Origin of the sequence: Arthrobacter sp. ZGTC131 (genome assembly GCF_002929275.1) — a bacterium.
GTDB lineage: Bacteria > Actinomycetota > Actinomycetes > Actinomycetales > Micrococcaceae > Arthrobacter.
In genome coordinates, this window is record NZ_PJIK01000007.1 from 1 (window position 1) to 19,750 (window position 19,750).

The window sequence follows — 19,750 nt, forward strand, 5'->3', positions numbered from 1 at the left end:
GCCTGGGCGAAGCCATGGTGGGCATCAACGTGGACGAGATTCCGCAGCCCCACCGCCTCGCCGAGCGCGGCTGGTAGGAGGCACGACTACGTTGGGCAATCAGTTAGGAAAGGCTGGCAGCGGACGTGGATTGCGCACCGACTGGGCAAAGCTCACAGGCCACACCGTTGAGGTCTGGCTTTGGGACGAATACATTCTGACGGGCGTTGTGGACCAGGCCTCAGCAGACGACTCGGTGCTCTGGATTGCTGCAGCCGGAAACGACAGGCGACGGCTCTTCGATAAGCCGACGGGATACCGGATCCTGGCCTAGCACCTAAGGGTAGGCTCACCGCCCGCCTGATCCACCGAGGAGCCCCCGCACAAGAGGCCGGCCACTTCTTGAGGAGGCTAGGAAGACCTCAAGGACATAGTGGAGCTTCGCCAATTGAGGGGCGCCGGCTTTCAACCCAGGCGGGACCCGCCCAAGACCCCGGCGCGCCGGTTCCGCCGTTCGCCGAGGAGATGCAAAAGGAAGACCCCTCCACCAAGGTAACCGTCCCCGGCCCCAATGGCCCGGCGGCAGTGTCAGCATTCCAACCAGCCATCGCGGCTCCTTCAAAGGATTGACTTCAACGGCTTCAGCAGGCGGCACCGCGCGGTCCCCAGGTGATGCCATCCCCGCAAAGCCAGCTGCGGCCCATTGAGCGGTACGTGCAAGATCTAGCTTGACCTAATCACGCCTATTACTTCGCCACTACATGGACACCCAAACTGATGGCCACGGCATCCGGGAGCGACTCCTTGGGCGTAACCATGGGCCTGGTCATAAACCTTGGGGGTATCTCAGGCGGCATAGTCTTCGCGGGACTTGCCATCTTCCTGAAGAGCCGACAGTTGCTGATCGGATCGCTCCTCGCCTCTGTTGTGGTGTTTCTAGGGTTTGGCCTGGTCTTCCACCAGGCATCAACCGCCATCCTGATCGGGATACTTCTGGGCGTGGTCACCGGCGTCAACGTCTGCGGATTCTATGCAACTACTCCGATGCTCTTCCCCGCGTCCGTATGAGGCACAGGCATCGGCTGGATGATCGGCATAGGTCGCCTGGTCTCCATAGTTTCCCCGATCTCCGTTGGCGTCCTTCTCGCAGGGGGCTGGCCAGCAGCGAACATCTTCATGCTTTTTAGTGTTCCTTGTAGCAGCGGCATTGGCCATGGCAGCTGTCTGGGCTATGTCGGCGCGAGAGCCATCGCCACGCAAACCCGAGCTGGCGGAAGTCGCATAGTCGACCGAATCTTGAGCGTTTCTCGGAGCCTGCCGCAGTTGAGTTGCGGCAGAGGCTCCTCCCTTGTCCAGGCGTCTGTAGTTGTGCCGTTCTACTGGTTCATGGCTGCCTGGGAATGGGCGGGACGACGGCGCAGATTTCGAGGGAATCGCGTTCTGAGGCGGTGAGGTCCCGCCCTTCTGGATGCCACCGGACTGTCCGGAGGATCAGCCTAAACCCCGGCAGAGTTTCATGCCGGTGGAGCAGTACATCGAAGAACACACGCAGCTGTTCGTCGAAGCCTTTCGCGCCGCGCGGTGAAATATCAGCGCCGACGCCGGCGTGGCCACATCTAAAGGGAAGCGGACGGGAATTTCTTCCATTGCCGGTGGAACCGGGCCTCGGCGTCCAAGGCGACGGATTGTTCCAGCGCGTGCAGTCGGCCGTAGCTGAATCCGTTTTCGCCCTGAACGACGGCCTCGGCGCTGAGCCGGCGCAGCAGGTCGCGGGTGACGATGCTGTCCTGGTGGTCGCCCAGCACCTTTTGGACACCGTGGGCGGCATCGGCCAGACGGGCGGCCTTCTTGCGGCTGATCGGTGCTGCTGCTTCGGCGGCGTACCGCAGGCGTTTGCCGTCTTTGCGTGCTTCGTGCAGGGCCGGATGGTCGCCGGTGCCGACAGGATGCCTCTTGGCTTCCCGGACCGCCGTCCGCAGCCGCTTGACGGCCCGTTTGACCAGCTTGGGCATCACCTTGCGCGCGGGCTTGGACGCCAGCGGCGTCAGGGTCGGGGCGGCGAGCATGGACTCTAGGGTGTCGAGCAGGCGGAAGTAGCGCTGCCCGTCCAGTGCCTCCAGGACCGTGGCATGCGCCTTTTGGTAGTCGGCTCCGAGTTCAAGATCGATCCTGCGGATGACCGGTCCCATGACAAGCTCTCCCGGTTCCGCGGCGATCATGTCCTTGAGGCGTGCCAGCATGACCTCCGCGTCGCGGGCTTCGCCGAGGACGCCGGCCAGCCACCTCAGTTCATCCCGCAGTGAGTTCACCGAATCCGCATCCTCCAGCAGTTTCCGGTATGTCGCCAGCACCGAGCGCAGGCGTCTGGTGGCAACGCGCATCTTGTGGACTGCATCATGGGCGTCCTGCCGCACGCCGGGGTCCTGGTCCTTGAGCTCCTTCAACTGTTCCCGAAGGTAGGCGAGCAGAACATCGGCAGCGGGCCCCTTGTCCCTGGGCGCCGACACCGTCTCGGGGGATGCATTCGGGTCCCGGCCCAGGGCCCGTGCCAGCTTGGAATGGTGGGCAGAGGCCCGCACGCCGGCGCTGGCGAGCCGGTCCTGCCCGGCATTGAGCAGGTCCCGGGAGCCTTTGATGAGTTCGATCTCCCCGGAACTGATCAGGCTGATCCGGACAGTGACCTCGACGGGGCGCGGGGCCGTGGCTGTGCGGGCGAGGTAATGCCGGATGGCGGCGGCGACCCGTCGTGCGGTCTCCGGCGCCGGGTGGGAGTTGTCCACCCCGACCCGGGCGTGGATGCGGGTGGTTCCACCGTCTGTGCGGACCGCGACGGAGGGGTCCGGGGTCTGGCCGGTTCCGGCCAGGGTGTTGGTGATGCCTGTGGCGGCTTGTTGCCAGGGAGGGTCCGGCGGGTAGAGCGCGGTGACCCCCGGGATGTCCAGGATCAGCCGGTGCAGGCGTTCGGCGGTGCTCATGTGCCGGTCCTTTCCGGTCGGCCGGGCATCATCCGCAGGTCGGAGACGGTGATGTTGATGGTGCGGATGGTCAGTTCGGTGTGGGTGGCCAGTGCCGTTTCCAGTTCGGTGCGCAGTGTGTCCGCCATGGTGTGGAGGGCGTAGCCGTAGAAGGCGGAGACGCGGATGTCCAGATCAACCGGGGTTCCTGGCACGGTGACGTCCCCGTGCAGGCGGCACTTGCCGATGGTGGCGCCCTCGATGGTATCCCCGATGTTCCGGATCAGGGCGATGACCGATCCTTCGGTCTCCCAGAGGCTGTCGCCGGGGTGTTCCGGGGCGATCGGGATGGCCCTCCCGGCCCGGGTTTCCAGGCGCAGGTTGGTCAGGATCTCCCGGAGCCAGGGTTCTTCCGGTTGCGTGGCCATCCGGATGTCGTGTTCCAGGAGCTCCCCCGTGAGCCGGCGCAGCTGCGTCAGGGCGGCGAGGGCGGCCTGGCATTCGGGGCAGGTGGAAATGTGGGGCTGGTCCGGTGAATGGCCGGTCTCGAGGTAGCCGTTGAGTTCTTCGAGGCTGCGTCCGCAGCCCGGGTCGTCTGTCGGGGCGATCATTGCCATGGCCTCATGGTCTTGAGCAGCGTTGCCCTGGCGCGGGAGAGTTTTCCTCTGACGCTGGTCGGGGTGGTCCCGAGTTCGTAGGCAATCTCCTCGTACGACATGCCGCCGATCTCCTTCAGTGCCCAGCACTTCCGCTGGTCTTCGGGCAGGATAGCCAGGGCCATGGACAGGGCGGACATGCCGGCGTTCAGCACGGCTGCCTCTTCGGGTCCGGTCGCGGGATCATATGTCTCCATCTGTGCTGAGCTGAAGGGGTAGTGTTTTCTGCGCCGGAGGCAGTCGATGCCGCGGCGGCCGGTGATCCGCATCAGCCAGGCCCGGACCGCGCCTTTGTCCCGGAGGGTGTCCAGCTGTTGCCAGGCGTGCAGCAGGGATTCCTGGACCACGTCGTCGGCGTCGGCGGTGGATCCGGTGAGCCGCCGGGCGTAGGCACGCATGACCGGGCCGTGCCGGGTGGCCAGGACCTCGAAGGCTGCCACATCCCCGTCGGCGGCGCGCTCGGCCAGGAGCCCATCGTCCGCGAGCCACAGCCCGTGCCCCTCACCGGCAGGGTTCATCATGGCCACACGCTACCGCGCCGGCGGAACGGGACGGCCCTCGATGGGGGATGCCCGTAACCGGCGGCCCGCACCTGCCCGGATGTTCCTGTGCCGATGTTTGCCACGTCGGGTCAGCGGCGCGTTTTGCGCCTGCGGCCCTTCACCGCGCCGTACACGAGGGTGACGATGAATCCGCCGACGATGGCCAGCAGCCAGGTCCGCGTATCAAAGAACGTGCCCAGGCCGACGCCGAGCAATGCCGAGCCGAGCAAGCCGCCCAGGATCGCTCCGACGACGCCCAGGACCAGATTTGTGGGCCAGCCTCCGCCGACCCTGCCGGGCAGGGCGGCCTTGACGATGGCCCCGACGATCAGTCCAAGGACGATGAACCCCAGGATACCCACGGGATGCTCCCTAAAGAGTCACTAATTTGATGGAATATGCGGCAGCGGCCCGGGCCTGGTGCGCCGTGCGCCGCCGTCGGAAATCTGCGTCGATTCGTTGCTGAGCCTTCCTGGTGTTTGGTCGCTGAGTGTTTCGATGTTTTCCCCGACTAACGGACCCGTTCGCGGTGGGCGAAGCGGGTCCGGGGGCCCGCAGCGATGCGGACCAGGACGGGGATTTGTTCGCCCAGCACGGCGTCGAGCCCGCTGATGACCTCTTCGAGGGCGGAGCTGATGTCGGCCGGGGAGGCGCCTTTTCGGGCCTGGACACTGATCCTGAGCGCGTGGGCACCCCGGATTTTCCAGGCCGAGACGGTGGTGGAGCGAAGCTGCCGGTTTTGTGCGGTGGCGTCCCTGATGGACTGGGCCGCGAAGGAGACATCCACGGTGGTGGTGCCCCGGCCGGCGTCCTCGTGGGCTCCGAGGCTGCCGGTGCGCCCGCCGCCCTGGGTGGCGATCCAGGCCACCAGCAAACCGACCAGCAGGAGCAGGAGCAGGAAGGCAGCGGCCGTCCACCAACTGCTCCCCGTTCCGGGAACGGGGGCGGCCCTCAGCTGCCCGGTGATCCGGTCCAGGGTGTCCTGTCCGGCGCGGGTCCATTGCCGGGCCACGGCCGGTGAGGCGCCGGCCCAGGCGGTCAGGGCGCCGGCCGCGAAGAGCACAATGCCCAGCAGGGCCAGCAGGAACCGGTTCAGTGCGCGGGGGGTGCTGTTCATACTCCCACTGCTCCCTGGCCACGGCTTCGGAGAAAGAGCCGGGGCGGCGGGTCCAGGCCGTAGCGTGCCAGTTCGGCATCGACGGCCTCCCGGATGCCGGCCTCATCCACGGGCACCCCGGAGGTGGGCCGGATCACGAGGTCGATCCTGCGTCGTCCTACGGTGGCGGTGACCTGCTCCGGGGCGGTGCGGGCCCGCTGGTGGGCGGTGCGGGACAGGGCGGCGGCGATGACGTCGTCATCAACGACCACCGCGGCACGCTCGCCGGACAGACGGTGCCGGGCCCTGCTGCCCGGAAGGACGCCCAGCAGGATCAGCACCAGCCCGGTCACGGCCAGCGCCGCGCCGGCCGCGATCAGCACCGCCGGTGTGGTGCCGGCCGGCACGGCTGCGGCCCAGTGGGCGATCTGCCGGGGCGAGGCCAGCAGCGGGCGCCGGCCGAGGGCTGCCAGGACGGTTTCGGCCGCGGCCCAGAGGAAGGCGATGATCAGGGCGGAGGCGGCCAGGACCGACGCCAGCGCCCGGGATGGGTGCAGTTCCCGCCGGGCTATCCTGGCCACGGGCTCGTTGGCGCTCACCGGACCCTGGCCTCCTGGCCCTGGTGGGCGGCTGTGATCAGGATGTCCACCCGTGCCACCTCTGCTCCGGCCACCAGCGCTGCGCGCCGGATGATCATGGCCCGCGCACCGGACGCGCGCGCATAAACACTTTCGGCCTGGTCCGTCCCGGAGCCCGGGGGCGCAGCCTGCAGCAGGTCCGGTGCGGGCAGGGGCGCCCGGATGGTGAGGCCAAGGCGCCCGCGCACGTCATGGATGTCCACCGTGACCGATTCGGGGGTAATCCCGAAGGCCTCGGCGGTGATCGCTTCGATGACACGGGTCAGGGCCCGGGCAGTGATTCTGGTGTGACCGGCCCGGCCGGCCGCAGCGTCGGCGGCAGGCTGCGGCGCCCGGGAGGCGGCCGGGGCCGCGTTCATGAGGGCGAACTCTTTCCGCGCAGGGCGTTCATGACGCCGCCGACGTCCAGGCGGCCTTCCGCGGCCCGGCCCAGGACGGCGCCGACGGCCACGAAGAGGGCGACGAACAGGAAGCCCCAGAAACCGAAGACCAGCCCCGAAATCGCCAGGGTCGCCCCGAGTGCCATGCCACTGACTGTCGCGCTCATGACACGCGGCCTTCCCTCTGGGGCGGCGCGGCACCCTCGTCCCGGTCATCGTCGACGGCCGGGATGTGGATATCGGCGATGGTGACGTTGACTTCGGTAACTTCCATGCCCGCGAGGTCCTCGACCGCCCGGTACACGGCGTCCCGGGCGGCCTCTGCGACGTCCTGAAGGGGGTGGGGGTATTCGGCGACAATGATCAGGTCCGCAGCGACCTGGGTCTGGCCGACTTCGACGCTGACCCCCTGGGTCAGGTCTTTTTGGCCCACGGCTTCCCGGATCGAACCCAGCGCACGGGCAGCGCCTCCGCCCAGGGCATAGACGCCCGGAATGTCCGCAATCGCCATTCCCGCCAGCTTCGCGATCACGCCGTCAACAATAGTGGTCGTCCCGCGCCCCCCGCGGCGGGCAGAGCCTGATCCGGGACCGGCCACCCGGGAGCCGGCCGGACGTTCGGGTACGTCCGGGTCACTGAACGGGGAAGGGGCCGGGGCTCCCTGAGGCTGAGTCGTCAAAACAATCACTCCTAAGATCTGCCGGCATCAGGTGCTGATGCCCATACCTTTAAGACGCACTCCGGCGCCTAACCTCACTGCGCAGCTCTTGTGATGTGCATCACAGGAACGTTAGTGTTCCGGCCGTCACCGTCGAGCCGGCCGTTGAACCGGGGAGGAAGCCGGTGCGGTGCTGCGCTCTGGGCGAGTCCCGGTGCCCCCGAGAACATCCGGGACTGTCGGTCTTACCCAATTCAGGCCCCAGCAAGACGGTGTGCGGTAGAAGCCCCCGCCCTCAGCCTGGGTGGTTCACCCACTTGGCGGTTTGCCTGTGAATGCCTTTGCCGGGAGTCGGTGCCGTCAGCGCTTGTCGCGGTCGTTGAATTCTTCGTCCAGTTCGTAGTGGCGGAATTCTGTTTCAGGGTCGGGTTCGCCGTCAACCACGACTTCGTGGTCGAGCTGGCGTTGGACCTGACTGTCCAGTACCTGTAGTTCGTGGTCCTGGACCTTGCCCAGATCTTCCGGGAACGCGTCTTCCGGAGTGAGGTGCAGCTTTTCGATCATTAGCCCGCCATGCTTTCATGCTTTGTCTTTCTTGGTTCAGTGTAGCGGTGGTGACCAGAGGGCTTGTCCCCCTTTCTGTTGGCATAGCCACGACCACGGTTCGGCTTCCGTGCCGCGGCGCTTCCGACCGCTCAGCGTCTCCGCCCGCGTCCATCTCTCGACCTGCCGTGCGCTCGTCGCTAGTGTGGCACGCAGTGATGTCGATTCCGGGCCATCCCGATCGACGCACGGGTAGAGGCGGCATCTGGTCGCCATTCACGCGAAGGAGCACACCATGGGAATCCTCTCCGTCGACCTGTTCATCACCCTCGACGGCGTGTACCAGGCGCCGGGCGGCCCCGACGAGGACCGTGAGGGCGGCTTCGAGTTCGGCGGCTGGCAGGCGGCGTATTCCGACGACGAGACCGGCGAGGCGATCGTCGCCGGCATCAACCGCATGGACGCACTGCTGCTCGGACGCAAAACCTACGACATCTTCGCGGCGTTCTGGCCCACCCGGGGCGACGACGACCCGATCGCGGTGACGTTCAACGCCCTGCCGAAGTTCGTCGTGTCGCGCTCCCTGACCGACCCGGCATGGGACGGCACCACAGCGCTGTCGGATGTCGCGGAGGTGGCCGCGCTGAAGGACCGGTTCGACGACATCCACGTCATCGGCAGCGGCCACCTCGCACGGTCGCTGCTCGAGGCCGACCTCGTCGACCGGCTGAACCTCTTCCTCTACCCGCTCACCTTCGGATCGGGCAAGCGGCTGTTCGCCGACGGCACCGGCGTGCCGGCGGCATTCCGATTCGCGCAGCCGCCGAAGGCGTTCCCGAAAGGCGCGATCTCGCTCGTATACGAGCGCGCGGGCGCGCCGATCAGCGGCATCGACATCAGCCAGGGATAGCGGCGCCCTCGGCATCGGCTAAGCCGCGGCCTGTTGCATGCTAACGCGCATAGCAAAGGCGTCTACCGCCCGTCCTCGAACCGGTGGGACGATCAGCATGCATTTGGCAGAACCAGCAGACCATAATCTGGGGGCAAACCGAGCCCCAAGTCCCCTGATCGCGCGCTACCATTCAGCAGACTGGCTCTGGGGCGTCGGTCTTCCGACCCCTTTTTGCTTGGCCCTGGTTTCCCTGGGTTCCTCGAATGACCAGGGTCGTCCTTCATTGCAGACGGGGTCGGCCATTCGGTGCAGATGACTTCGGAAGGTTACAGAATGAACCGTCCGCGCGTAGTGCCTCAGCAACGGCTCTTACGACATCGACTGCTACCTGCTCCCGGTCCGTGACTGTCAAGTCATTGATGGCATTGGTGAGCTCGCCGTCACGTTGAGGGCCATTGCCGACGAACTGGCCGGGGGAGTGGCAACTGTGACGCCGCGGCTGCACGAGCGCATAGCGCGGATCATTCCCGAGGTAGAAGCGCCGGTAACTGGTGAAGCCCCGCGCGGACGCCTGACAGGGAAACCGTGGTTGGTCGCGGCCGCCGCCATTGCGGCCGTACTCGCCGGAATCTCTCTCTGGCGTGTGCTGGGAGCGGAACCGGCAGACGCCACCACAACCTTCTCGGGGTGGGTCGGATCCTCAATACGGAGGGCGCCAAGATCGTCATAACTCCGCCGCAGCGTCCTCTCAATGGAGTGATTGCCGATATGCAGCACGGGTATTTTTGGCAACCCATTCCGGCCGGCGCCGGTCGCTGCGGGACAGTTCACCGACGGCGGGACGCACCGCAGGCGCCGCAGGCGCCGCCCCCTCGTGGCTTGCCTGCCCGGACCAGAGCTTTGGGACGCCGTCAGCTCTGGACTGCGACGAGGAGATCGTAATCATCATCGATGTGGAAGAGCCGCCGATCCCCAATGCGGTCTATCACCCAGATGGTTCGTCCATCTGCAGTTCGATCGTCCACCGTGCCCCTGTAGTACTCAAACCCGCGCTGGCTCAGGGAGACTTCATCTCCGCGTTCCAAAGAATTCCAAAGGGACACCCGCCCGCTTGCTGCGCTGTGGGACACGGCAGAGGTGCTTTCCACGCTGCTTTTCCAGACAAGTTTCATGTGGAGCGTTCTCCTTGGTGACGATGGCCGGCGTCGGTGGCGGATCGATCGTCTGGTGAATTATTTACCCCTCAAAGCCTATCGTCGATTGTTGACAATTGCTAGGATTGACTTTGTGCTCTTCCAATGACGGCGGGCACAACATCAGGGCGCAGCCCCAGAAGGAGTATCAATGGTCAAGGCCACTGTCATGAGCGATGCCACCACCGTAAACCCCGGAGAACACATTCCTAAAGCAACCACGAGTACGCCCGGGCAGACCGAGGTCTCGCTGCGTCTCTGGGCCCGGGACGGCCATAAAACGGGCATCTGGGAGGTCACGCCGGGTACGTTCACGAGCACCCGCCCTGGCTACGACGAGATCTGCCAGATCCTGAGTGGCACGGCCACCATCACCGAAGAAGACGGAAGCAGCTTTGAGATTGGTCCCGGCTCGTTGTTCGTCACGCCGGCAGGATGGACGGGCACCTGGACCATTCACCAGACCCTGCGCAAAATGTGGGTTGTGACGGACCTTCCCAAGAACTAGCAACACAAGGGAGGGGCCCAGTTCCAAGTGGAACTGGGCCCCTCCCTTGTGTGGAGATGTTAACTCCTAAGCGGTAATTCCGGTTGCTTCCGGACTGGAAGTCAGATCCTCCACTGCCTTCTGCATATGACGCTTGATGGCCTGCTGGAGTCCACTCCGATCCCGTGCCTCGAGCAGATCCAGGATGGTCTGGTGTTCCTGCACCAGCACATCGATGCGGGGATATGCGACTTCCAGGCTGAGGATACACATCCTGGATTCCGCGGCCAGCGTTTCATAGATGCGGATCAGGCGGGTGTTCCCGGTACCGGAAACAAAGGCAGTGTGGAATTGCATATCGAGACGTGCAATGGCTTGCCAGTCCGAGACCGCAACCTGCTTGGCCATGTTTCTGATGATTCCTTTGAGCTCCCGGCAGGTATCTGTGACCTGCTCGGGTCCAGAGTCCAGGAGGGAGTTGGCGGCAGCCAGTTCCACTGCCTCGCGTACGGCGTAGATCTCCCGGACGTCTTCCGTGGAAAGCTCCAGCACAAATACGCCGCGGTTGCGCTTACTCACCAGGATGCCCTCCTGGCACAGCCGCTGCAGCGCTTCGCGGAGCGGCCCCCTTGAGGTATTGAGCTGGCTGGCAAGTGCAGATTCGTTGACCTGCTGTCCAGGGATGAAAACTCCCTGGACGATGAGCTCACGCAATTGGTCAGCGATCAGCTGCGCCGTGGGCCGGCCCTCCAATACGAACATTCCCTCCGGTGCCGCCATTGACATCCCCTCATTTCATGCGTTGGCAAGTTGAATCTATTAGACCGCTATTGCGGTGTACTTGTACTCCAGGAATTCTTCAATTCCGATTTTTCCGCCTTCGCGTCCCAGCCCGGACTGCTTGACGCCGCCAAACGGCGCCGCCGGGTTGGAAACCAGTCCGGTATTGAGACCGACCATTCCCACTTCCAGTTCCGCAGAGAACCGCAACGCCTTCTCCATGCTCTCCGTGAACACATAGCCCACAAGGCCCCACGGGGTGTCGTTGGCCATCTGCAAGACCTCGTCCTCGCTGTCGAACGCCGTGATGGCTGCTACCGGGCCGAAGATCTCCGTGGACATCAGCTCGGAATCCCGCGCCACATCCACCAGGACCGTGGGGGAGTAGAAGTAGCCGGGACCTTCCGGCCGGGTGCCTCCGGTCAGGATGCGTGCGCCCTTGCTGACCGCGTCAGCAACGAGGCTTTCGACCTTTTCCAGGCCCTTCTGCTCGATGAGAGGCCCCACGTCGGTGCCAGCCAAAGCGCCATTGCCGACCTGCAATTCTGACATCTTTTTAGAGAACTTCTCGCCAAATTCCTCCGCTACAGAGCGGTGGACGAAGAAGCGGTTGGCGGCGGTGCAGGCCTCGCCCATGTTCCGCATCTTTGCCTTCATGGCTCCGTCCACGGCCTTCTCGATATCTGCATCAGCGAGCACGATGAACGGCGCGTTCCCGCCGAGCTCCATGGAGGACCGCATCACGTTGTCCGCGGCTTGCCGGAGAAGAATCTTGCCCACCTCGGTGGAGCCGGTGAAGCTGATCTTGCGAGCAATTCCGCTGTCCGTCCAGGTCCGCACCACGCTGGAAGCGCTCGACGTCGTCACAACGTTCAGCACGCCGTCGGGCAGTCCTGCTTCTTTGAAGATGGCAACCAATGCCAAGGAGGTCAAGGGCGTCAGCTCCGCTGGCTTGAACACCATGGTGCAACCTGCGGCCACTGCAGGAGCGATTTTCCGGGCTCCCATGGCGAGTGGGAAGTTCCAGGGAGTCACCAGCACGGATGGTCCGACTGGTTCCTTGGTGATGAGGATGCGCGTATTTCCGTCCACGGACGTGGTGCTGTCGCCGCCGATCCTTACGGCCTCTTCCGAGAACCAGCGGAGCATTTCAGCGCCGTATGCCACTTCGCCTCTTGCTTCTGCCAGGGGCTTGCCCATCTCCGCGGTCATGATCGCGGCAAGCCGGTCAGTATTGGCAATGACGAGATCGAAGGCACGCCGCAGGATGTCGGCCCGCTGACGGGGTGTGGATTTGCTCCACTCCGCCTGCGCGCGACCCGCTGCCTGGATGGCGAGGGCGGCGTCTTCGGGACTGCCGTCGGCAACGTGGGCAATGACTTCATTTGTGGCGGGGTTCTCAACGGTGAACGTGGCACCGTTGGCAGCCTTCTGCCACATTCCGTCAATGAACAGATCTGTTGGAATGCTGGCGGGATCAAGGGAGGGGGTCATGTTCGCTCTTTCAGTGATCGGGGGCATTAGGAGGTGGCCGTTTTGAGTGCCTGGGTGAATCTGGACAGGCCTGCCTGGATTTCCTCGCTGCTGACGTTCAGGGCGGGGATGAGGCGGATGATGTTGCCGTGCGGACCGCAGGTGAGGAGCAGGAGCTCTTCCTTGATGGCGGCCTGTTGGACCGCGAGTGCGGTGGTGGGGTCCGGGGTGTTGTTCCCGACGGTGAATTCGACGCCCTGCATCAGGCCGCGGCCGCGGACATTGCCGATTCCCGTGAACTCGGTTTGCAGTTTGTCCAGTCCTGCCCGCAGTTCATCGCCGCGGAGCAGGGCGTTTTCCACCAGGTTCTCGCGTTGGATGACGCCGAGGGTGGCGACACCGGCTGCTGCTGCGACTGCGTTGCCGCCGTAGGTTCCGCCTTGGGAGCCGGGCCAGGCCTTGCCCATCAGATCCGCGGAGGCGGCAATTGCTGAGATGGGGAAGCCGCTGGCGAGGCCCTTGGCGGTGATGACGACGTCGGGAAGGATGCCGGCCCAGTCGTGGCCCCAAAACTTGCCCGTACGGCCCACGCCCGCCTGGACTTCATCGAGGATGAGCACGATGCCATGGCGGTCGGCGCGTTCCCGGAGGCCTTGGAGGAAGGCGATGGGCGTGGGGATGTAGCCGCCGTCGCCCAGGACGGGTTCGATGATGAATGCGGCCGTGTCACTCGGGCTGCTGATGGTGAGCAGGAGGTGGTCGAGTTCCTTCAGGGCAAATTCGACGGCGGTGGCTTCGTCCCAGCCGTACCGGTACCAGTGCGGGAAGGGGGCAACGTGGACTCCGCCCATCAGGGGTGAGAATCCTGACCGGAATTTTGTTCCGGCGGTGGTTAAGGAGGCTGCCCCAACAGTCCTTCCGTGGAATCCGCCTTGGAAGGAGATGATGTTGGGCCGGCCGGTGGCCATCCTGGCCAGGCGGACGGATGCCTCCACGGCTTCCGAGCCGGACGTGGCGTAGAAGACGCTGTCCAGGCCCTGGGGCAGGACGCCGCCCAGGAGCTCCGTGAGCTCCAGCAGTGGCTTGTGCATCACTGTTGTGTACTGGGCGTGAACGATCTTGCCCACCTGTTCGCGGGCTGCGGCTACGACGTCGGGATGGCAGTGTCCGGTGCTGGTGACACCGATCCCGGTGGTGAAATCGAGGTACTTCTTGCCGTCTGTGGCGTGGATCCAACTGCCGGACGCGTAGTCGACCACCACGGGAGTCGCCTGCTTCAGGATAGGGCTGAGTGTTGCCATGGCTTCATACTTTCCTAGTAAATGTAGATTGTCAACAATACGCGATTCGCGGTGCCTCTGTGTAGCGAGGGCAAGCGTTAGTTCGAAAACCTCTGGGGACGGACGAAATCCAACCTCTCGAACGAGCGCTTGCCCAGCGCTTCACTGGCAGCGATCTCGCCGTAGCCGGAGGCCATCTTGAACCCGGCCCCGGAGAAGCCAGTGGCCGAGTAGATCCTGCTTGATTCGCTGAGCCAGCCCAGCAGCGGGTTCCGGTCCCGGGTGTAGAGGTCGGGGAAGGCGTCTGAGCGGACAATGGTGGGGATCAGGCCAGGGAAGAACTCCGAGACGGTTTCGGTGGTTTCGGCGATCTCGGCGTCGGTGAGGTCTCTCGGAACTGAGTCAGCTGCCGGGGTAGGTGCGCCGCGGCCGTCGAGGGTGGCTTTGACGGTGACGCCGTCCACGCTTGGCGCGCCGTACATGGAGCGGTCGTCATGGAGACGGCTGAAAACGGGGAACCTGTCGGGGGTGAATTGGGTTGCGTCGCGGGCCACGAACCAGCTCAGGAAGATCCGGCGGGTTTCCGTGTGGGCCCCGAGGTAGTGGGGCATCAGGTGTTTGGACCAGGCGCCCGAAGCGACGATGACTCGTTCGAAGGTCCAAGAGTTATCACCGTAGGTGAGCACAACGCCGTCGCTGGTTTCCTGGATGCTGCTGATGGGGGCGTTGGTGTGGACTGTTGCGCCGTTGGCTTGGGCGGCGGCGACAGCGGCGGTGACTGCGCGGTCGGTGCGCAGTGCCCCGGCGTGGGGGTCGAAGACGGCGATGTCGTCCGGCCGGAGGTTGTGCTGCGGGTAGCGTTCGGCCATCTCCGCACGGGTAAGGATCTGGTGGGTTGCCCCATTGGTTCTGGTGGTTTCGAGGAGGCTGCGGAGGTAGGACCCATCGGCGGTGCCGATGGACAGTCCGCCGCAGCGGGTGAGGATGTCCTGTCCGGTTTCTGCCTCGAGTTCGGCCCAAAGTTCGCGGGAGCGTTCCAGGATGGGGTAGTAGTCAGGCCGGCCGCGGTAGATCATACGGAACAGGCGCGTATCGCCACCTACCGCGCTTCGCCCGTGCGCGGGTGCCTGCGCCTCGAATCCGACGACGGAGTCGGTCAGTCGCGAGGCCTGCCACAGCGCCATGCTGCCGACGCTGCCGAGGCCGATGACGGCGAGTTGTCCGTCCATGGTCAGAGCACCTGTTCCAGGAAGGCCTGGGTGCGGGGTTCCTTGGGGTTGGAGAGGACTTCCCGTGCGTCGCCCCGTTCGACGATGTAGCCGTCGTCCATGAAGACCAGGGAGTCGGCCACTTCGCGGGCGAAGCCCATTTCGTGGGTGACCACCACCATGGTCATCCCCTTCTTGGCGAGCTCCTTCATGACCGCCAGGACTTCGCCGACCTTTTCGGGGTCCAGGGCGGATGTGGGCTCGTCGAAGAGCATGATCTCGGGGTCCATGGCGAGGGACCTGGCGATTGCGACACGCTGTTGCTGTCCGCCGGAAAGCTGGGCCGGATAGTAGTCCCCGAAGCCGGCCAGGCCGACACTGGCGAGCAGTTCATGGGCCCGTTCTATGGCTTGTTTCTTGTCCTGGCCTTTGACCAGTACGGGCCCGGACATGATGTTTTCATTCGCCGTCATGTTCGGGAACAGGTTGAACTGCTGGAAGACCATGCCAACCCTGGTGCGCTGCTCGGCGAGTTTCTTGGGGGGCAGTGCGTGGTAGGCGTCGTCGGTTTCGTAGTAGCCGAAGTCTTCGCCGTTGACCTTCAGGACCCCCGAGTCGACTGTTTCGAGACCGTTGATGCAGCGCAGGACGGTGGATTTGCCGGAGCCGCTGGGGCCGATGATGCAGCAGATCTCTCCGCTGGCGATGTCCAGGTTGATGTCTTTGAGGACTGTTTTGGGTCCGAATGACTTTCGGATTTTGAGGGCAACAATGGTTCCGTCAGTACTCATCGGGCAGCGCCTTCCGGGTCAGTGAGCACAACGGGTTTCGCGTTCCGGGGAAGCCTGGAGGTTGTGCGGGAGTATTTTTGTTCGAGCTTGGACTGCGGGTAGCTCAGCAGCAGGGTCATCACCAGATACCAGGCGCTGGCAACGATAAGCAGCGGGATGGTCTCATAGGTGCGGGCGTAGATCAGCTGGGCGCTTTGGAGGAGTTCAGCTACGCCCAGGACGCTGACCAGGGAGGTTTCCTTGAACATGCCTATGACCTGGTTGCCGGTGGCCGGGATGATGGAGGGCATGGCCTGGGGGATGATGACCTTGCGCATCTTCATCGCACCGCTCATACCCAGGGAGTCTGCGGCTTCGATCTGGCCCTTGCCGACCGAGGAGAACCCGCCGCGGATGATCTCGGCCATGTACGCGGCCTCGTTCAGGGTCAGGCCGATAAGCGCCGCGGTGATCGGGCCCATCAGGGCGTTCACGTCCACTGCGGTACCGATGTTCGTGAACGGGATACCGATCGTCAGGTTCGGGTATAGGGCGGCGATGTTGAACCAGAAGATCAACTGAACCAGGACCGGGGTGCCGCGGAACAACGTGATGTAGACCCCGGCCGCGGCCGCAATGGGCTTGACGCTCGAGGCCCTCATGATGGCAAGGACCAGACCCAGAAGCGTTCCCAGGGCCATGCTGGCGACCGTGAGGAAGATCGTGAGCATCAGGCCGCGAAGAATCGATTCATGTGTGAAGTACTTCGCGACGACTTCCCACTTGAAGTTCGGGTTGGTCGCAACGGAGATAAGGATGCCCAGGCCGACCAGGGTGCAGACTACCCAGGCGACATACTCAAAGGTGCTCCTGCGACGAAGGCGGGGCTTGAGCGCCGGATCCATCCCGTTCATCGGTTTGCTTCTCTCAATAGTTGCTTGCTTCATCTGTGAACCCACTAGTTCAGCTTGGCGTCGGTGATGGCCCCGGAGTCAAGACCCCAGGTCTCGAGGGACTCCTTGTACTCCGGGGATTCAAGGACGGACTGGAGCGCTGCCTGCAAGGCCGGGGTTAGCGCCGAGCCCTTCTTCAGGCCGACAGCGGTCAGGTCGCTCGATCCGACGTTGACCCGGCCGATGATGGTGAAGGAGTTCGGCTGCTGCTTGGCGGCCCATGCGAGTGCGGTCGTGTCGTAGAGGATGCCGTCGATCCGCTTGGAGTGCAGTTGGGTCAGGGCCTCTTGGACGTTGGGCAGCGTCACGGCGTTGATCGCCGGCTGTCCCTTCGAGGTGCAGGTCTGCTCGTTAAGGGCGGGGAGGCGCTTGAGCTGGCCGGTCGAGCCCTGAGTGACGGCGATGTTCTTGCCGCACAGGGCCTCGACGGTGAGGTTCAGCGGGTTCCCTGCGGCCGCGGCCACGGACGTGCCGGCCCTGAAGTAGTCGATCATGTCCAGGACCCGGAGCCGCTCCTCAGTCTTGGACATTGTCGTGGCGGTGAAGTCGAAGCGGCCCCCATCGAGGCCGGGGACGATTGTGTCGAACTTCGTGTCCACGAACTTCAGCTTCAGATCAAGCTTCTTCGCAACGAGCCGGGCGACGTCCGGGTTAAGGCCAATCGCGGTCTGGTTGTCCTCCGCGAGGAAGGTCGTCGGCGGGTAGTGCAGGTCCATGGCGACCGTGAGCTCGCCCTTGTCCTTGAAGGACTGCGGCAGCAGCGCTACGGCGGCCTGGTCAGGCTGGACACCTTCAGAGATATCCGCAGTATTCGAGGTCTTGCTGGTGTCAGCCGAACTGCTGCTAGGAGTGCCGCCACATGCACTCAGCGCGAGCAATACGGCCAACCCGGCTGCTGCAGCCTGGGCTTTGTTTCGAGTCTTCATGGTGCTTCCCTTCGAGGGGTTCGTCAGCTGGTACGTGGTGCTGGGAAAGAGGAAGAGATTAGCTAATGTGATCCGGATCTCTCCGTCTTCTACTGCAATGCAACTCCTTGAACAGTAGATTGTCAACAATTGACAGGAACTTTTTTTGAGACGGGGTGGGGAGGGGGAGTGGCCATGATCTCTATCGGCAAACTGTTGACAATTTACAATTTGGCCGCTTAGAGTCGAGTCATCGGGCAGGAATCTTCCAGCCTGCCGGGATCGATTCCCGGCTCAACGCGCGCTTCCCAAAAACTTCCCATACGCAGGGACGACGACCGCTTCCATCTCCCGAGAAAGAACGGAACGAACATGGCAGACACGAACTTCCGGCCGAAGTACATCTCTTTTGATGTCTACGGCACGCTTATCAACTTCGACATTGATCCCACGACGCGTCGCCTGCTTGATGGCCGCATATCTGAAGAGCAGTGGCCGACCTTCAAGAAGCAGTTCCGCGGGTACCGGTTCGACGAGGTCCTTGGCGACTACAAGCCTTACGAGCAGATCCTTCAGGATTCCTTTGACCGGGTGTGCAAGCGGTGGGGCATTGGGCCGACCGTGGGTGCCGGCGCAGAGTTCGCTGAGGCTGTACGCGGCTGGGTTGCCCACGAGGACGTGCCAGCTCCGCTGAAGCTCATGGGCGACAACTACCAGCTGGTGGCTCTGTCCAACGCCGACGACAGCTTCCTGGACATCAGTGTTCCGAAGCTCGGCGCTGATTTCCACGCCGTGCTTACCGCTGAGCAGGCGCAGGCCTACAAGCCGCGCTACCAGGCTTTTGAGTACATGCTGGACACCCTGAACGCGAAGCCCGAGGACTTCCTGCACGTCTCCTCGCACACGCGGTACGACATGCATCCGATGCATGACATGGGCTTCCGGAACCTCTGGGTGCTGGACCGTGGCTATGACCCCATTACCGAGGGCTACGACTACAACACTGTTAAGTCCCTGGACGAGCTCAACAAGCACCTCGGTCTCTAAACCGACTTCGAGGCGAAAGGTCACACCGTGAAACTTGTTCCCTATTGGCTGGACACTGCCGAACCATCCGGCGACTACCGGCGCACTCCGGTTCCCGAGAACGTCGACGTCGCCATCATCGGTGCCGGCTTCACGGGACTTTCCGCGGCCCTGGAGTTTGCCAAGCAAGGCGCCAGCGTTGCAGTTCTCGAACGTCACACTGTTGGCTGGGGCGCCTCGGGCCGTAACGGGGGAATGGCGACGACTGGTTTGGCCATTAGCTTCAGCACGGCAGTCAAGCGGTACGGGGCACCACGTGCCGTCGAGATGTTCCGCGAATACAACGACGCGATCGAGACGATCGAGAAGCTGGTGCACGACAATGGCATCGACTGCGACTACAAGCGCTTCGGCAAGCTCTCGCTGGCGTTCCACAAATCCCACTACGACGGCTTCCTGAAGTCGCAGGAGCTGCTCGCGAACCTGGTTGATCACCACGTTAAGGTGATCCCCAAGTCCGAGATCCACAGCGAAATCGGAACGGACTTCTACCAGGGCGCCATGATGGATCCGCTGGGTGCTGGCCTCCACGTGGGGAAGTTCGTGCATGGGCTGGCGAAGGTGGCTGTCGATAACGGAGCCGACATTTGCGAAAACGCCGGTGTCACCGAGCTCAAGAAGGTTTCCGGCACGGTCCATGACGTCCACACCACCCGTGGCGTCACGCGGGCCAAGCAGGTGCTAGTAGCCACCAGTGGCTACACAGGCAATGTCACCCCGTGGCTTCAGCGCCGTGTGATCCCGGTGGGCAGCTTCATCATTGTCACCGAACCCTTGCCCGAGGACGTGGTGAACCGAATTCTTCCGAACAGGCGCCAAGCCTCGGACAGCAAGATGCTGACTTACTACTTCCGAATCACACCGGACAACAGGCTGCTTTTCGGCGGCCGGGCACGCTTTGCCCTGTCCAGCCCGGATTCGGACGTCAAGAGCGGCGAGATTCTGCATCAAGCAATGACCCAGCTGTTCCCGTATCTGGCCAACGTAAAAGTGGACTACACCTGGGGCGGCCTCGTGGACCTCTCCATGGACCAGATGGTCCACGCCGGCGTGCATGACGGCTTGTTCTACTCGCTGTGCTACAGCGGGCATGGCGTGCAGATGGCAGCCCACATGGGCAAGCGCATGGCCCACTACATGGCCGGCGACAAGTCCGCAAATGTCTGGGAAGACCTGAAAAACCCGCCCGTGCCCGGCCACTTCGGCCCTCCGTGGTTCCTGCCCTTCATTGGCGGAGCCGCGAAGATCATCGACCGTTTCAGCTAAGCAAGGTAAAG

The 19,750-nt window shown here is 63.8% G+C and carries 24 protein-coding genes and 1 pseudogene; 6 read left to right on the forward strand and 19 right to left on the reverse strand.

Going from position 1 to position 19,750, the window contains the following annotated elements:
- Positions 1–130 precede the first annotated feature (130 nt).
- Both CXQ90_RS10270 and CXQ90_RS10280 read left to right on the forward strand, forming a co-directional pair.
- Positions 131–313 (forward strand): hypothetical protein, encoded by a 183-nt coding sequence (locus CXQ90_RS10270; RefSeq protein WP_258064471.1) that lies wholly within the window; start codon positions 131–133, stop codon positions 311–313.
- Between the two features lie 443 nt (positions 314–756).
- Complete coding sequence (locus tag CXQ90_RS10280; protein ID WP_104138935.1) at positions 757–1,047, forward strand: hypothetical protein; 291 nt, start codon at positions 757–759, stop codon at positions 1,045–1,047.
- Between the two features lie 548 nt (positions 1,048–1,595).
- Here CXQ90_RS10280 and CXQ90_RS10285 read toward each other — a convergent pair.
- The 10 genes from CXQ90_RS10285 to CXQ90_RS10330 form a co-directional block, all read right to left on the reverse strand.
- Positions 1,596–2,954, reverse strand: a complete 1,359-nt coding sequence (locus tag CXQ90_RS10285) for a CHAD domain-containing protein (RefSeq protein WP_104138937.1) — start codon at positions 2,952–2,954, stop codon at positions 1,596–1,598.
- Positions 2,951–3,550, reverse strand: coding sequence for an Asp23/Gls24 family envelope stress response protein (locus CXQ90_RS10290; RefSeq protein ID WP_258064472.1), 600 nt, complete (start codon positions 3,548–3,550; stop codon positions 2,951–2,953). The genes CXQ90_RS10285 and CXQ90_RS10290 overlap by 4 nt, the downstream gene beginning before the upstream one ends.
- The gene (locus tag CXQ90_RS10295; RefSeq protein ID WP_258064473.1) at positions 3,541–4,110 is read right to left on the reverse strand and encodes an RNA polymerase sigma factor; all 570 of its coding nucleotides are present in this window, start codon (positions 4,108–4,110) and stop codon (positions 3,541–3,543) included. The genes CXQ90_RS10290 and CXQ90_RS10295 overlap by 10 nt, the downstream gene beginning before the upstream one ends.
- A gap of 110 nt (positions 4,111–4,220) precedes the next feature.
- Positions 4,221–4,493: a GlsB/YeaQ/YmgE family stress response membrane protein gene (locus CXQ90_RS10300; RefSeq protein ID WP_104138940.1), complete on the reverse strand. Its 273-nt coding sequence runs from the start codon at positions 4,491–4,493 to the stop codon at positions 4,221–4,223.
- A 149-nt stretch (positions 4,494–4,642) separates the two neighbouring features.
- A complete protein-coding gene (locus CXQ90_RS10305) occupies positions 4,643–5,248 on the reverse strand; it encodes a hypothetical protein (protein ID WP_104138941.1) in 606 nt (201 codons plus the stop codon).
- Positions 5,245–5,826, reverse strand: coding sequence for a DUF6286 domain-containing protein (locus CXQ90_RS10310; RefSeq protein ID WP_104138943.1), 582 nt, complete (start codon positions 5,824–5,826; stop codon positions 5,245–5,247). The genes CXQ90_RS10305 and CXQ90_RS10310 overlap by 4 nt, the downstream gene beginning before the upstream one ends.
- The gene (locus CXQ90_RS10315) at positions 5,823–6,224 is read right to left on the reverse strand and encodes a hypothetical protein (protein ID WP_104138945.1); all 402 of its coding nucleotides are present in this window, start codon (positions 6,222–6,224) and stop codon (positions 5,823–5,825) included. Before CXQ90_RS10315 ends, CXQ90_RS10310 begins: the two co-directional genes overlap by 4 nt.
- Positions 6,221–6,412 (reverse strand): DUF2273 domain-containing protein, encoded by a 192-nt coding sequence (locus CXQ90_RS10320; protein ID WP_104138946.1) that lies wholly within the window; start codon positions 6,410–6,412, stop codon positions 6,221–6,223. Before CXQ90_RS10320 ends, CXQ90_RS10315 begins: the two co-directional genes overlap by 4 nt.
- The gene (locus CXQ90_RS10325) at positions 6,409–6,843 is read right to left on the reverse strand and encodes an Asp23/Gls24 family envelope stress response protein (RefSeq protein WP_104139183.1); all 435 of its coding nucleotides are present in this window, start codon (positions 6,841–6,843) and stop codon (positions 6,409–6,411) included. The genes CXQ90_RS10320 and CXQ90_RS10325 overlap by 4 nt, the downstream gene beginning before the upstream one ends.
- A gap of 420 nt (positions 6,844–7,263) precedes the next feature.
- On the reverse strand, positions 7,264–7,467 hold the full coding sequence (locus CXQ90_RS10330; protein WP_104138948.1) for a hypothetical protein: 204 nt from the start codon (positions 7,465–7,467) through the stop codon (positions 7,264–7,266).
- Between the two features lie 274 nt (positions 7,468–7,741).
- Here CXQ90_RS10330 and CXQ90_RS10335 point away from each other — a divergent pair, with 274 nt between their 5' ends.
- Positions 7,742–8,356, forward strand: coding sequence for a dihydrofolate reductase family protein (locus CXQ90_RS10335; protein ID WP_104138949.1), 615 nt, complete (start codon positions 7,742–7,744; stop codon positions 8,354–8,356).
- A 645-nt stretch (positions 8,357–9,001) separates the two neighbouring features.
- Here CXQ90_RS10335 and CXQ90_RS22885 read toward each other — a convergent pair.
- Together CXQ90_RS22885 and CXQ90_RS10345 are read right to left on the reverse strand one after the other, a co-directional pair.
- Positions 9,002–9,185 (reverse strand): annotated as a pseudogene (locus CXQ90_RS22885) (hypothetical protein); the annotation flags it as partial.
- A 64-nt stretch (positions 9,186–9,249) separates the two neighbouring features.
- Positions 9,250–9,510 carry a hypothetical protein gene (locus CXQ90_RS10345; protein ID WP_258064474.1) on the reverse strand — a complete coding sequence of 87 codons (261 nt, stop codon included), beginning with the start codon at positions 9,508–9,510 and terminating at the stop codon, positions 9,250–9,252.
- A 172-nt stretch (positions 9,511–9,682) separates the two neighbouring features.
- Here CXQ90_RS10345 and CXQ90_RS10350 point away from each other — a divergent pair, with 172 nt between their 5' ends.
- Positions 9,683–10,039, forward strand: coding sequence for a cupin domain-containing protein (locus tag CXQ90_RS10350; RefSeq protein ID WP_104138951.1), 357 nt, complete (start codon positions 9,683–9,685; stop codon positions 10,037–10,039).
- Between the two features lie 66 nt (positions 10,040–10,105).
- On the opposite strand, the gene CXQ90_RS10355 is transcribed toward CXQ90_RS10350, so the two are convergent.
- From CXQ90_RS10355 to CXQ90_RS10385, 7 genes are all read right to left on the reverse strand, one after another.
- On the reverse strand, positions 10,106–10,798 hold the full coding sequence (locus CXQ90_RS10355; RefSeq protein WP_181038516.1) for a GntR family transcriptional regulator: 693 nt from the start codon (positions 10,796–10,798) through the stop codon (positions 10,106–10,108).
- 39 nt (positions 10,799–10,837) lie between these two features.
- Positions 10,838–12,292, reverse strand: coding sequence for an NAD-dependent succinate-semialdehyde dehydrogenase (locus CXQ90_RS10360; RefSeq protein ID WP_104138953.1), 1,455 nt, complete (start codon positions 12,290–12,292; stop codon positions 10,838–10,840).
- Positions 12,293–12,318: 26 nt separating this feature from the next.
- Positions 12,319–13,572 carry an aspartate aminotransferase family protein gene (locus CXQ90_RS10365; protein WP_104138955.1) on the reverse strand — a complete coding sequence of 418 codons (1,254 nt, stop codon included), beginning with the start codon at positions 13,570–13,572 and terminating at the stop codon, positions 12,319–12,321.
- Positions 13,573–13,649: 77 nt separating this feature from the next.
- Complete coding sequence (gene solA, locus CXQ90_RS10370) at positions 13,650–14,780, reverse strand: N-methyl-L-tryptophan oxidase (RefSeq protein ID WP_104138956.1); 1,131 nt, start codon at positions 14,778–14,780, stop codon at positions 13,650–13,652.
- A gap of 2 nt (positions 14,781–14,782) precedes the next feature.
- A complete protein-coding gene (locus CXQ90_RS10375; RefSeq protein WP_104138958.1) occupies positions 14,783–15,550 on the reverse strand; it encodes an amino acid ABC transporter ATP-binding protein in 768 nt (255 codons plus the stop codon).
- Positions 15,547–16,443: an amino acid ABC transporter permease gene (locus CXQ90_RS10380; protein WP_104138959.1), complete on the reverse strand. Its 897-nt coding sequence runs from the start codon at positions 16,441–16,443 to the stop codon at positions 15,547–15,549. The genes CXQ90_RS10375 and CXQ90_RS10380 overlap by 4 nt, the downstream gene beginning before the upstream one ends.
- 44 nt (positions 16,444–16,487) lie before the next feature.
- On the reverse strand, positions 16,488–17,408 hold the full coding sequence (locus tag CXQ90_RS10385) for an ABC transporter substrate-binding protein (protein ID WP_104138961.1): 921 nt from the start codon (positions 17,406–17,408) through the stop codon (positions 16,488–16,490).
- 351 nt (positions 17,409–17,759) lie between these two features.
- Between CXQ90_RS10385 and CXQ90_RS10390 the strand changes: the two genes are divergently transcribed.
- A complete protein-coding gene (locus CXQ90_RS10390) occupies positions 17,760–18,434 on the forward strand; it encodes a haloacid dehalogenase type II (protein ID WP_104138962.1) in 675 nt (224 codons plus the stop codon).
- A 27-nt stretch (positions 18,435–18,461) separates the two neighbouring features.
- The gene (locus tag CXQ90_RS10395; RefSeq protein ID WP_104138964.1) at positions 18,462–19,739 is read left to right on the forward strand and encodes an FAD-binding oxidoreductase; all 1,278 of its coding nucleotides are present in this window, start codon (positions 18,462–18,464) and stop codon (positions 19,737–19,739) included.
- Positions 19,740–19,750 lie beyond the last annotated feature (11 nt).

Bases quoted from the DNA above. Each gene is read 5' to 3' on its own strand.
- CXQ90_RS10280 (WP_104138935.1), top strand. From the start codon at position 757: ATGGCCACGGCATCCGGGAGCGACTCCTTGGGCGTAACCATGGGCCTG.
- CXQ90_RS10285 (WP_104138937.1), bottom strand. From the start codon at position 2,954: ATGAGCACCGCCGAACGCCTGCACCGGCTGATCCTGGACATCCCGGGG.
- CXQ90_RS10290 (WP_258064472.1), bottom strand. From the start codon at position 3,550: ATGGCAATGATCGCCCCGACAGACGACCCGGGCTGCGGACGCAGCCTC.
- CXQ90_RS10295 (WP_258064473.1), bottom strand. From the start codon at position 4,110: ATGATGAACCCTGCCGGTGAGGGGCACGGGCTGTGGCTCGCGGACGAT.
- CXQ90_RS10305 (WP_104138941.1), bottom strand. From the start codon at position 5,248: ATGAACAGCACCCCCCGCGCACTGAACCGGTTCCTGCTGGCCCTGCTG.
- CXQ90_RS10315 (WP_104138945.1), bottom strand. From the start codon at position 6,224: ATGAACGCGGCCCCGGCCGCCTCCCGGGCGCCGCAGCCTGCCGCCGAC.
- CXQ90_RS10320 (WP_104138946.1), bottom strand. From the start codon at position 6,412: ATGAGCGCGACAGTCAGTGGCATGGCACTCGGGGCGACCCTGGCGATT.
- CXQ90_RS10330 (WP_104138948.1), bottom strand. From the start codon at position 7,467: ATGATCGAAAAGCTGCACCTCACTCCGGAAGACGCGTTCCCGGAAGAT.
- CXQ90_RS10335 (WP_104138949.1), top strand. From the start codon at position 7,742: ATGGGAATCCTCTCCGTCGACCTGTTCATCACCCTCGACGGCGTGTAC.
- CXQ90_RS10345 (WP_258064474.1), bottom strand. From the start codon at position 9,510: ATGAAACTTGTCTGGAAAAGCAGCGTGGAAAGCACCTCTGCCGTGTCC.
- CXQ90_RS10350 (WP_104138951.1), top strand. From the start codon at position 9,683: ATGGTCAAGGCCACTGTCATGAGCGATGCCACCACCGTAAACCCCGGA.
- CXQ90_RS10355 (WP_181038516.1), bottom strand. From the start codon at position 10,798: ATGGCGGCACCGGAGGGAATGTTCGTATTGGAGGGCCGGCCCACGGCG.
- CXQ90_RS10360 (WP_104138953.1), bottom strand. From the start codon at position 12,292: ATGACCCCCTCCCTTGATCCCGCCAGCATTCCAACAGATCTGTTCATT.
- CXQ90_RS10365 (WP_104138955.1), bottom strand. From the start codon at position 13,572: ATGGCAACACTCAGCCCTATCCTGAAGCAGGCGACTCCCGTGGTGGTC.
- solA (WP_104138956.1), bottom strand. From the start codon at position 14,780: ATGGACGGACAACTCGCCGTCATCGGCCTCGGCAGCGTCGGCAGCATG.
- CXQ90_RS10375 (WP_104138958.1), bottom strand. From the start codon at position 15,550: ATGAGTACTGACGGAACCATTGTTGCCCTCAAAATCCGAAAGTCATTC.
- CXQ90_RS10380 (WP_104138959.1), bottom strand. From the start codon at position 16,443: ATGAACGGGATGGATCCGGCGCTCAAGCCCCGCCTTCGTCGCAGGAGC.
- CXQ90_RS10385 (WP_104138961.1), bottom strand. From the start codon at position 17,408: ATGAAGACTCGAAACAAAGCCCAGGCTGCAGCAGCCGGGTTGGCCGTA.
- CXQ90_RS10390 (WP_104138962.1), top strand. From the start codon at position 17,760: ATGGCAGACACGAACTTCCGGCCGAAGTACATCTCTTTTGATGTCTAC.